We start from the raw sequence: 11,489 nt of genomic DNA, 5'->3' as shown, positions 1-11,489 counted from the left end.
GCCGCATGGCCGAGGACTGGCGGCATCGCTACAACCACCATCGCCCGCACCGTTCACTGGGCGGCCTATCACCCATTCCCTACGCAATGGCACAATTGCCATCAACCTCTACTTTTGACTGACTCGAAAGAACGAGGACGCTTCAAGTCCTTTGCCACGCAGGCGCTGTCGGCGCGGATCGTCGAACTGGCACAGGCACGGCGCCGGTTCGGCTACCGCCGTCTGCACGACCTGTTGCGCCCGGAGTTCCCCAGCGTGAACCACAAAAAGGTCTATCGCCTGTATCGCGAAGCGAACCTAACCGTGCGCCGACGCAAGAAGGCGCGGCGCCCGCCCAGCGAACGCCAGGCACTGCTGCCGGCGAGCGCACCTAACGGCGTGTGGAGCATGGATTTTGTCAGCGATGCGTTGGCCAATGGGCGCCGCCTGAAGTGTTTGACGATTGCCGATGACTTCAGCCACGAGTGCGTCGACATTGTGGTCGACCATGGCATCAGCGGTGCTTATGTCGTGCGCGTGCTAGACCAAGCCGCTTGCTTCCGTGGTTATCCCCGTGCGGTGCGCACCGACAACGGCCCGGAGTTCACCAGCCGTGCCTTCATCGCCTGGACACAGCAGCACGGCATCCAGCATCTGCTGATCGAACCCGGCCGGCCGATGCAGAACGGCTACATCGAGAGCTTCAACGGCAAATTCCGCGATGAGTGCCTCAACGAACACTGGTTCAACTCGCTGGCCCAAGCTCGGGATGTCATCGCCGACTGGCGGCGCGACTACAACGAGGTTAGACCGCATAGCAGTTGCGGCCGAATGCCGCCGGCGCAGTTCGCTGCCCACCACCGTGCACAGAAAAGCGATAACGCAGTAACCTTCAACCCCGGACTTTGCTAGCTATTGCTGGTACGGCCATTGGGGGCAGGTCAACCCGGCAGTAGGCAAAAACTCGACATTGTTTTATTTCCCGTGCGAAAACCCAGTACGAATTATATCACATATAATTAATTGTAAACCCTTACTTTCGGACACCCTCTGTAAGGTGCGTACGAAACCATCCGGTTCCGTACATGACATTTAATACTACCATCCTCATATAATATTATGGATAGGAAAGCGGAACTTATTAATATCGTTATCCGTTATTTTTTTATTTATAGTCGTATCAACAAATCTTTGTCCATTTTCTTTTTCGGTTATTGCTGGTTGTTTGAAACGGATCATAAAATCTCTGGCTCTTTTGTATTCAGGATTATCATCATTTTTATATATTGTTGCGTCCTTTAATAGAGGCGTTTGAAATTTATTAAGCAGTTCCAAGGAGTGTTCAAAAACATCAACCTTACCGTTTTCCAGATTCAGTACTACACCATAATTATGCTCTATACAGGAAGAGAATGACCACTGATCCCATGAGGGTTTAATATCATTTTTAATTAACGAGTTTCTTACAGGGTCTCCTATACTATCCCCGCCCATAAACCAGACCCCGCCTGAAAGAGTTGATATTATTGCTCCATTACCATTCGTTTTCAACTCAGATATCATAGTATTAACAGCATCGTCAATAAGATGTGATATATTATGATCAAAATGAATAACCGCGCCAGTTCGGTTATCATGATTGTACAAGGTTGCGATGACACAAGTTTGTGCATTTAGCGAATAAAGATAGTTATCATCTTTTTTGCTGTTATAGGAAGATATAACCCCTTCACCTTGCATAGCTCCCCGGAGATAACATGGTGACACTTTTCCGGGGAATGCGTCCTGTATGTAATGAACTACACCAATAAATTCGTTTTTAAGTGACTGGCTTCCTTTTTCAGGGAGGGAAGATATTGGTTGTTGTGTAACGGAAGTGATTGGCATCATATTCTCTCAATTTAATGGATGTACAAACTATGCTACAAGTTGCAGGCGGCTACTCATATCCAGTTCAATGCGCCCGTAAGGATTAACATGGTGGTATATCAGTGGGCTGAGCCCACGCCAGTCAGCCTCTGTCATTCTGTTTCGCCAGGCTGGCTCAGACAGTACCTCCTGAATCAGCAGTGTGTTGACGTAGATCAGACTAATCTGCAACAGATGCAATGACAGCACGGATATTTCCTGTTCCTCCGGTTTATTGGAAGTGAATTCACCATGCTCACCGTAGAAAATAAAATCATTGGCGCTGTTCCAGTTCTCCACCACATTCAGTCCAGCATTGATTTCACCACCGTAACCCCTCGTCATTTAAATAACGGCAGAGGAAAATGGTTTTCACAGCCCGCCCCAGTTCCGCCAGGGCTTTATGCGTCGGGTGTTGCGCATTATTGCGGGTAATCGTCTTAATATGGCCTCCGGCTCTGCAGTTCCGATTCTCAAGGCTGCCGTGTGTTTAATAATTTCATTATACTGCTGCCGGATTAGCTCCCAGTTAATTTCTTTGGCCAGCACTGGTGAAAGATCCGGATATAATGTGGCATCACCGGCTTCGCAGAGACTGAGCTTTTGTCGGGCAATATTTTTCAGTCTGGGCAATAAATCAAACCACAGAACATGGCTGAAAGAAAATGCCACTTCACTCGCGAACTTCGACTTCCAGACCTAGTACGTCAGCATCGCTGAGTGCCGTGCTTGCGGCACGTCTCACCGGTCACGTGGCCTATTCAAAATGTGTCGCTGCCTTCGACATGCCAGCGCGATGGGAGCTGGCTCGTCACACGGGACGCGACCGCAAGCACCCTTAGCTTGCGGTGCGCATGATCCATATAAGATGGCTACCGCGGCCGACTTGGCCGGCCACGGTAGCGAGCGCGCCTCGGTGCGACAACGACGGGCCGTTGCACGGATGGCAGACTCAGAAGAACACCCCGATGGCGCCAGCCGCCACGCTATTGCGAATCTCGTCCGAGGTCGGAAGCCCGACAAATGACAGTGCACCGTTCACGTCCGCAAGACTGTCGTTGATCTCCGTGCCAAGATTGCCCTCCAGTGTGGTCATGCCAGCCGGGACATAGACCACGTTGGTCGTGGTTGCTGGACTGGACCAGTTCATCCCATCTGAGGTCGATACGTAAAAGATGCTTCCCGGAGGCGGACACTCCACATCAATGGCGCCTACGTTCATGAAGAAGACGTATAGATCTCCATTCAAGATGGAAGCGGAAACGAACTGCGGTACTTGCGAAAACGTGAATGGCGAGGTGTTTTGATCGACGGTCGAAGTCGGTCCGATCCGGTTCGGGTCGGACCACGTTGTGCCATCAAACACGCTGTAGGTGACCGGGTAGAGGTTGGACCAGCTGCGGTTCTCGTTCGACCACTGGTAGGTGTCCTGAATGTAGAACACGTATAGTTTGCCGTTGAACACGATAGCTGCAGGAGGCGTGGCGGCATCGATGCCGGTGTAGGTTTCTTGCGGGATCCCCTCCATGGCTTGTGTTGTATAGGAGATATTCGGAACCTGTGATTGGGTCCACTTTCCGTCGGAGTAGACGCAGTACTGCAGATCCACCTTGCCCTGCTGCTTTCCCGAACTTCCATTCTTCTGATAGAAGACATAGGTCGTGGGGGTTCCACCTTCGGGTGCATAGGACACCACGGAGGGCGACAGTGACATGTAGGCGCCGTTGCATCCAACCGGCATGATCTCACTGGAAGGACTCCAGTCGCCCGAGGTGCTCATGCTCGCGTAGTAGAGGATCCCCGAGTGGTTTGAACCTTGCCAGAAGGCATAGAGCTGGTCCGGGTCGGTGGGCGAATCCAGAGGTGGTATGACGGAGACGGCGAAGTTGTCGTCCGTATGGGCATCACTGCCGACTTGATACGGCCCGGACCAGGGCAGGCCATAAGCGCTGCTGGTGGGTGTCACATAGGTCCCATCTGTGGTGGCGTACTCGAGGTAGCCTCCGTCGGCGGTGGGCCAGAACACGTACAGCAGTTCGCTGCCCGAGGATGGTGTGAACGCCGTAGCGACGGGCCGTGCCGTGGATGTCGTAGGGGCGCCGTTGACCTGATCGATATTGGTATTCCAGCTCCAGCTTTTGCCGTCGAGCGTACGGCTAAAGAACAGACATTCATTGGGCGTGACGGCCCAGCCGCCTCTTGCTGTGTAGTTCGTTTCGTCGATCCCCTGAGTGACACACCATAGATTGTTGTTGAAGGTTGCCAGTGAGGGACCCGTGCTGCACGCCATTCGACTGATTCTCGTGGGAGTTGCTAGCGCGGCCGCCCCCCCTACACAGTCAAGCCCTGGAAAGATCGTGTAATAGCGAACACCGAGGGTACTGTAGAAGAGATAGACTTGGCCATCTACCTTGGTGAGCATGACGCCGTTGCTGTTCACGGAAGGCGATGGCCCCAGGTCAAGGTCAGACCACGACACGCCATTGGTCGTATAGCAGCATAGAAGCGTGCCGACCTCATACGTCTCGCCATTATGCGTCTGTTGGGTGGTTGATCCAATATAGAAGAGGTACAGCACATCAATGCTGTTATCGCCGGCGGCGTTAGTAACAGGCGCGGTAGTGGTGCCTGCGATCACGGCAGGATTGCAGGCGCTTGCAACGGAAGAGGCCGCGGTTTGCGGGGTGGAAGCGAGGCCCGCGCAATAAGCAATTGCGCCATTGCCGGTATTGAAGAATACATAGGGCGTGTTCTGGAACGTGGCCGCGGCCGGCGAGTTGGCCATGACAAGGCCGGTCACAGCACTATTGGTCACATCGTACGCATCAGGAAGCGTTTCTGTTCCATTCACGAGGTTTGCCGGGTAGGTCCCAAGAGCCTGCTCGGAGTTGGCCGGAAGCGGAATCTGCATGTAGCCAAGCGCGCCCGACACATAGGAACTGTACTCTGTTTGGTAGTTACTGTTGAAAAAGACGTAGATGTTGCCATTGGCGACCGTAGCAGCGGGCGCCCCGGTCATGTACGATTCTGTGCCGTTCCCTACGCCAACGTTCAACAACCCGTCCTTCAGTTGCTGTCCAGACCCGTCCGGCGTCTGGTAGCCGCCCTGCGCCTGGGTTGCGACCGTACACTGGCAGAAGCTCAACTGGCCGGCGTTGGTGCCGCTATTGTTATGCAGCAGGTAGAGTAAGGCCTCGTTTTCTCCCTGGTACATAATGCCGCTTACCCATCCATCCAGTGTCGTAATCGGCGTGGTCCCCACGGGCGACCAGGTGGATCCATTGTAGACGCAGTAGTACAGCCCGCCCGGGCTGGAGGCGGGTTGGAAGAAGATATTGAGCCTGCCCGCGGGGCTTCCCGTGTCGGTATTGTCGTAAGCTTCGGCCGTCACCGCGTAGGCCGTGGGCGAATCGGCGATCAACACGTCCGGGACGATCGCTTGTGCCCAGGCGCCGTCGGTACCCAGGAGGCAATAAGTCAACTGCCAGCTGCCGCTGGTACCGGCGCCGGCATAGGCCACGAACAACTGGCTGCTGCCGGAGGCGGGTGTGTAGAGGCATGCGGACGGCGTTCCGGACAGTAGTTCGCTGGTGGCGTCCTCGCCGGTGGGCACGACCTGCACCGGCGCCGACCATGTGCCGCTCGTACCGGACAGGCAGACATACCAGAGCTGGCCGTTGTCGTTCGCCCCCTGGAAGAACACGTACAGGTCGCCGTCGAACACGACCGCCGACGGCGATTCGGACATGGCCACTCCCTTAATCGCTACCGGGGTACTCCCCTCCCCGTACGCCAGCATGCTGCTTTGCGTGTACCACAATTGTCCGGCCTGGCTGCCCGCCCCCTGATAGAACAGATACACCTCGTTGTTGAGCAACGCGAGCGACGGCGATCCGGTCGCTTCAGGAACCACGCTGATCGAAGTAACGAACTGCCCACCACCTGGTGCGTAGTAGCTTGTGTATCCCTGCATTCCGTCCGTCGAGTTGAAGACCGTCAGGCTTTGCCAGGTCTGAGACGGATTTCCCGTCGGTACGGGCAGGATCGCCGGGGAGCCGATCATCTGCGGAGAATCCGGTACTTCCACCACGATCGGTGGCAACGAATAGCCGGTCCAGCCGCTCCCGGTATAAACCGCGTACTGCATTTGGTATGCATACGCGGTTTGATTGAAGGTGCTGTAGAACAGCCATGGTTGTGGTGCGGCAAAACCAGGCAGGTCCACGGCGAGCAACGATGCGTTGCAGACGCCGGCGAATAACACATAATAGATCGAGGTTGAAAGGGGCGGGAACGAAGTGACTTGCGATGGCGCCGTTCCTGCGTCGTACTGATTCAGGCTGCCAACGAATGCCGCGCAAGTATAGGTGCCAGGGAATGTTGGGGAGCCTTCGCCGCCGGGTTGGGCGGATTGCACGGTACTGAGATAGATGTCGGTGACAGGCGACATGTTGTCGCTGAACGAGGCCGGAGGAAGCACGGCGGCGCTAGGGAGCGGGCTGGAAAACTGCGACGACCAGGTGGCGTTGGGCACCTGCTCGTACTCGCTCCAGGTGCTGCCGTCAAAGGTGGTATAAAAAATGGTCTGCAGCGGGTATTCGAAGGTCGTGGTTTCAGTGGCGTTGTAATTCGAAAGCTGGTCTTCGGGTACGTAGTCGGAATAGAGCCCGGTTGGATAGATGGTCTGTGACACGAAGAAGTACAGCAGTGGCGTTGTGGCATCCGGTGGTGTGTAGACGACGGCACCATTGATGTCGTTGGATGTGTAGACGGTGGCACCATTGCTGTCGGTGAACGTGCTCGGGGCCGTGATTGCCACGGGGGCGCTGGCCCCGCCGTTGGCATCCGGGTACGTGACGTAGGAGAGCGTGGACCCGGAAACGTAGAAGAGGTATATCTGCTCCGACGCGGCGCCCGGAGGGGCATAGACCGTCGCCGATATGCAGGAATCCCAGAGCTCCGGAATGCCCAGGCCACCGGGGGCAATGGCGGTCCAGGTTTTGCCATCCTCGGTCGCCACGCACGCGATATCCAACTGGGCGGATTCCATGAGGTTGAGTGCCATGGGATAGAACAGATAGAGTTGCGGGCTCTGCGAACCTGGCGGCGTGAAAACCACGGGCGTCACAGGCGCGGTGTCTCCGTCGTTCAGAAAGATCGAGACGCCGGGCACCGGTTGGGGCGACGACCACGTGTTCTCGTCATAGACGGCATAATAGATCTGTCCGGTCGGGCCTACAGTGGCGCTGCCATAAAATGCATATACCTTGTCGCCGAACAACACTCCCACCGGTGGAGACGGCTGGAGTCCCTGCTCAATCGGCACATCAGGGTCGGGAAAATTCAGAGCGCACAGTTGATCCGAAAGCACAGCGCCGCAGGCTCTCGATGAATAGTAGAGATAGCCTCCCGTGCCGGCATCCGTCGTATAGGGCGCCTGCCCCTGGTAGAAGGTGTACATCCTGGTGCCGCTGGTCACGATGGAAGGCAACGAATAGACGTTGCCGAGTTTTGGGAGATCCGCATAGGCCGACCAGTACACGTCCTGCGAATAATTCAGTTGATTCACGCCATCGCCGATGGCGCTGCTGACCACATGCCCGAAGAAGTCCGACGCCATGTCGGAATACCCTTTATCCCCCGTTGCCAGGGCGATGCCGTAATTGATGGAATTCAGGAAAGCTTTTGTAGCTCTGTAGATAATTGGCATGACGGGCGATCTCCAAGAATGCGGTGGCTGGATGCTTTGGGCGTGAGTGGGCCTGCATGGCGACATGCGCCAGGATGTCGCGACAGCGAGACGGTGGCCGGCGCCCGTGCTTGCGCTTATCGCGCCAATGGGGCCAATGGGGCCAATGGTCCGGTTAGCAGAATCGCCGCAATGCGGCCATAGCGTGTCCGGATGTAGCGTAGGCAGCAGCCTTGGAACGTTGCCAGTACCAATATGCCGCTGGGTCCACGTTGCCTGCTATCTGTGTAGATGGCGGCGTAAGCCGAGTAGGCAGCGGGTGAGGCGCTGCTGCTGGCCGATAGCTAGAGCGACACGATAGGGGCGCCAAAGGCACGCGCACTTGCGGGAGGCGTTGACCGTTGCTCACTACGGCGGCGCGCCGGTCAGTGGGAAGAGTTCACGGCGAGGGATGAGGGGGAATAGCTAGGTCACTGTTTCGCTTGCCCAACTCGCGCAATCCGAAATGATGTCGTCGACGACCAAAGTGCGGCCTCAAGAGAACGCGCTGAGGGAGAGGCTATCCCGGCGACAATTGAGGCTTGTCGGGGATCATGCGCCGTCTTGGGATTCCTCTCACGATGGAAAACGACGCCGGTCCAATTTACGCCGCATCTGACCGCGAATGACGCGCGACATGTCTTCCTAAAGAATGCTAGGGTGCCGTTGCCCCTACTTTGGCCGTCCTCTGCCAGTCAGTACAATCGCTAGGGGAGGTCTGAACAACGCCCTCTGATTCCGCAAGAATGGCAGCAAGCCCAACGAGACGGATGACATGCAATCTTCCTTCGGCGACGCGGAATACAACGGCAAACGCAAGCAGACGCGACGAGAGATTTTCTGGCCGAGATGGACAAGGTGGTGCCGTGGAGGCAGCTGCTGGAGTTGATCGAGCCCCATTACCCGAAGCAGGGCCAGCCGCGGCGGCGGCGGCCGTATCCTTTGGAGACGACGTTACGCAGCCACTTTTGCAGCAGTGGCATGCCTTGAGCGACCCGGCGACGGAAGAAGCCCTGTACGACACGGTGTCGATACGCCGCTTCGCAAAGATGGGCGGTTTGGACGCGGTGCCGGACGAGATCACGACCCTCAACTTCCGGCGCCTGCTGGAGAAGCACGACCTGGCACGCAAGCTATTCAACCGGGTCAATGCGTATCTCGCGCGCAAGGGCCAAATTCTGCGCGGCGGCACGATTGTTGATGCGACGATCATCGCCGCACCCAGTTCGACCAAGAATGAGGACGGCGAGCGCGACCCTTCGATGCACCAGACGATGAAGGGCACCACCTGGCACTTTGGGATGAAGGCGCACATCGGCGTGGATGATGAATCGGGCTTGGTGCACCACGTGGAACGCACGGCAGCGAACGCAGCGGACATCAGCCAGGCGCACAAGCTGCTCACGGCGAGGAAGACAGGGTGTGCGGCGACAGTGGCTACACCGGGTTGGATAAGTGCAAGGAAGTGAAGAAGAAGCGCAAGCTACGCTATCTGATCGCAGCGAAGCCTTCGACGTTGAAGCGCATCAAGAGCAAAGTGAATTGAAGTGGGCGCAGAAAGAGGCGTCAGCGCCACTGTGGACGGCGCTACACCGATGAAGGCATGGCGCGAGTACTTGCGAATAACTCAAGTCGATATGGCTTATCGGTTGGCCGTTAGCCCAGTGGCTTACGCGAAGTTCGAGAATGAGCCCAAGCCACCCTATGAGGCGCCGCGCCACCCAATCAGCCATCGGATCGCCGGACCACTCCAGAGACACCGTGCCGTCGGCAGAGGCATTGCGCTCAATCGGGTTCATAAGGCTCATGTGCTGGAACGTGCGCGCGATGCTGTCGCCATTTTCAAGCACCTGCGTGATCTGAATGACGTTGCTGGCGATCTGCCGCTTCCAGCGACGAACCCTCGCATCCAGATCCGGTGTTGGGTACAGCTCGAACGTCACCTTCGAAATCATCGTCTCGGCATTGATGGCGTGCACCGATTCGGCGCTGCTGCCGCCGGCACTGGCCGAGCGGACGGATATCTCGCCCTCGCCGCCGTCATAGGTGAAGCTATTGGGCACGATGCCGAGTGTCTCGTTGTTGATAGACACACTCGGCGCGGAAATTGCGATCTTGGCCATTACGCCTCCCTGGTTCCTACGGTGAAGTTGAACTGCAGCATGTAGTCGATCGAGCGCAGCTGCGTGACGATCGGCAGTGGCCCGGTGAGGCTCGCGCGGCCCTGCGCCATATCGATGAGCACGCGGGTATTGGCCGAGAAGTAGTCCTCCGCCTCGGATCCGGCGACCACCAATGCCAAGTCGGCCAGGTTGCGGTAGATCCGCAACAACTCCGCCTTGATCAGCGCGGCATTGACGATGGATCGACCTGGAATCAAATTTCCGGTGGTCAGGCGCGACTGCGCGAAGGTGGCGCGTAGCGAGCGCCAGAAGACCTCTCGGCAAACCGATCCGGTATCGACGTACTCCAGGAAGTGGAAGGAGGCGCTGTCATTTCCCGCCGCGTCCGTTTTCCAGCAAGTCGTGATCTCGCCCGCCACCATGCCCGTGGAGACAATGTTGCTACCGAACATGCTGAAGCCGGATTTCTGCAGCTGGAGTTGCTCCAGTTCACTGTACTGATCGCCTGCTTGCGCGATCGTTGCATTGGGCAGCGGGGTGTTGAACAGCGGCAGAGACGCCAGCGAAGGACCGCCAATGGCGTCGAGAGAGTCGGCAGTGGCCAACACGTTTGCACTCAACGGCGCATTGGGCGTCAGACGCTTGGCGCGCACGCCCATCAGGTCCGCCATGGTCCAGTCGGCCGGCTGCAAGATCGCGGGTCCCTTGTGCGTGGCGCTTGCGATACGGTTGTTGCCACCCTGCACCAGCACCTGACTATTCTCACCGACCACAGCGGCCAGCGCCTCGGTTTAAGTGAGCGAGCGACCGACAAAGGCAGTGCCGTCCTGAATGGCGTTAGCAGGATTGAAGCGCGGCTCAGGGAACGCTTTTACAATGCCGAGGCCACCGGCCGGCGCCTCAATTTCGAAGGTGCGGCGATTGGGCACGACCGCGATCGTATAGATCGTCGCGCCCACCCGCACCGTGGTGGGATCCAGTGGTTGCCGCGGCTCGGTAAGTTGATGATTGAACTGCATCTCCAACCGATACGTGCCATCGCCGTTGTCGGTCGCGGCAACAATCGGGTTTTGCAGTTCTCCGCCCGCGACGGCGAGCGGCTGACTTAGGACCAGGCTGTGACCGGGCACCGCGAGGACCAGATGACCGTTCTCGACGCGAGCCAAGGTAATCGTCAGACCCCGATTGAACCGATCCCTCAGCGATGGCAGGCGTTGGTACTGGTGGACAGCAGCGTGTTGGGAGTAATCATCGCCGCCTGCTCGCCTCGGAAATGTGCGGCGCCAGCACACCATGATAATCTTCTTTTTACCTTTTAATTCATGAGGTTAAATAGAATTTACGACCATCTAAAAACGAGCAAAAACGTAGCTATACATATTAATAGGATCAAACTCTTACGCGCTCGTTTTGGAGAGCGCTTCGACAGCGGTCGAGCTTCGCGTTGCACCCTTTCCGCCACCAACGGTATAGCGGATCGGCACGGTCTGGCAGTCGAATCGATCGAATAGCCGCCGCATGCCCAGGTGCTGGATACCGTCAGAGACGGGACCATAGTCTTCTATCGCGCGGTGAGTTCACGGCCTTGCTTTGATGTAGCATTCGATCCGAACCAGCGCTCAATGCCAGTGCGCCCGGTCCCAACCTTCTGCTAAACACCCGACCATTGCCCGCGAACTTTCCCGCGCAAATCGATGCTGATATCGTCTGTTGCTAAGACGATGCAACCTGCAGTGTGGGATCCCCACCCT

General features: G+C 56.9%; 7 protein-coding genes and 3 pseudogenes. 3 read left to right on the top strand and 7 right to left on the bottom strand.

From position 1 onward, the window contains the following. The first annotated feature begins 5 nt into the window (after positions 1-5). Together AB6O04_RS20220 and AB6O04_RS20215 are read left to right on the top strand one after the other, a co-directional pair. Entirely contained in the window at positions 6-122 is a 117-nt protein-coding gene (locus AB6O04_RS20220; protein WP_368566214.1) for an integrase core domain-containing protein, read from the top strand. A gap of 31 nt (positions 123-153) precedes the next feature. After that, positions 154-891 (top strand): annotated as a pseudogene (locus AB6O04_RS20215) (IS3 family transposase); the annotation flags it as partial. Between the two features lie 195 nt (positions 892-1,086). Here AB6O04_RS20215 and AB6O04_RS20210 read toward each other — a convergent pair. The 4 genes and pseudogenes from AB6O04_RS20210 to AB6O04_RS20195 form a co-directional block, all read right to left on the bottom strand. Next, entirely contained in the window at positions 1,087-1,869 is a 783-nt protein-coding gene (locus tag AB6O04_RS20210; protein ID WP_368566212.1) for a hypothetical protein, read from the bottom strand. A gap of 27 nt (positions 1,870-1,896) precedes the next feature. Further along, positions 1,897-2,232: a Tn3 family transposase gene (locus AB6O04_RS20205; RefSeq protein WP_368566211.1), complete on the bottom strand. Its 336-nt coding sequence runs from the start codon at positions 2,230-2,232 to the stop codon at positions 1,897-1,899. Then, positions 2,210-2,559, bottom strand: a pseudogene (locus AB6O04_RS20200) (Tn3 family transposase). The gene AB6O04_RS20205 and the pseudogene AB6O04_RS20200 overlap by 23 nt, the downstream one beginning before the upstream one ends. Positions 2,560-2,839: 280 nt before the next feature. Then, positions 2,840-7,597, bottom strand: coding sequence for a hypothetical protein (locus tag AB6O04_RS20195; RefSeq protein ID WP_368566210.1), 4,758 nt, complete (start codon positions 7,595-7,597; stop codon positions 2,840-2,842). A 793-nt stretch (positions 7,598-8,390) separates the two neighbouring features. Between AB6O04_RS20195 and AB6O04_RS20190 the strand changes: the two are divergent. Then, positions 8,391-9,152 (top strand): annotated as a pseudogene (locus AB6O04_RS20190) (IS5 family transposase); the annotation flags it as partial. Here AB6O04_RS20190 and AB6O04_RS20185 read toward each other — a convergent pair. From AB6O04_RS20185 to AB6O04_RS20175, 3 genes are read right to left on the bottom strand one after another with little or no spacing between them, the layout of a single operon-like run. Next, on the bottom strand, positions 9,142-9,738 hold the full coding sequence (locus tag AB6O04_RS20185; RefSeq protein ID WP_368566209.1) for a hypothetical protein: 597 nt from the start codon (positions 9,736-9,738) through the stop codon (positions 9,142-9,144). The pseudogene AB6O04_RS20190 and the gene AB6O04_RS20185 sit on opposite strands and share 11 nt — an antisense overlap. Then, the gene (locus AB6O04_RS20180) at positions 9,738-10,511 is read right to left on the bottom strand and encodes a hypothetical protein (RefSeq protein ID WP_368566208.1); all 774 of its coding nucleotides are present in this window, start codon (positions 10,509-10,511) and stop codon (positions 9,738-9,740) included. The genes AB6O04_RS20185 and AB6O04_RS20180 overlap by 1 nt, the downstream gene beginning before the upstream one ends. Positions 10,512-10,529: 18 nt before the next feature. Further along, a complete protein-coding gene (locus tag AB6O04_RS20175) occupies positions 10,530-11,033 on the bottom strand; it encodes a hypothetical protein (protein WP_368566207.1) in 504 nt (167 codons plus the stop codon). Between the last annotated feature and the right edge of the window lie 456 nt (positions 11,034-11,489).

This window comes from Pseudoxanthomonas sp. UTMC 1351 (genome assembly GCF_040948865.1).
GTDB lineage: Bacteria > Pseudomonadota > Gammaproteobacteria > Xanthomonadales > Xanthomonadaceae > Pseudoxanthomonas_A.
The sequence above is the reverse complement of the archived record's forward strand: the minus strand, read 5'-3'. Positions and strand labels throughout refer to the sequence as shown.

Coding starts and splice junctions, on each gene's coding strand:
- AB6O04_RS20220 (WP_368566214.1), top strand. CDS start 6: ATGGCCGAGGACTGGCGGCATCGCTACAACCACCATCGCCCGCACCGT.
- AB6O04_RS20210 (WP_368566212.1), bottom strand. CDS start 1,869: ATGATGCCAATCACTTCCGTTACACAACAACCAATATCTTCCCTCCCT.
- AB6O04_RS20205 (WP_368566211.1), bottom strand. CDS start 2,232: ATGACGAGGGGTTACGGTGGTGAAATCAATGCTGGACTGAATGTGGTG.
- AB6O04_RS20195 (WP_368566210.1), bottom strand. CDS start 7,597: ATGCCAATTATCTACAGAGCTACAAAAGCTTTCCTGAATTCCATCAAT.
- AB6O04_RS20185 (WP_368566209.1), bottom strand. CDS start 9,738: ATGGCCAAGATCGCAATTTCCGCGCCGAGTGTGTCTATCAACAACGAG.
- AB6O04_RS20175 (WP_368566207.1), bottom strand. CDS start 11,033: ATGGTGTGCTGGCGCCGCACATTTCCGAGGCGAGCAGGCGGCGATGAT.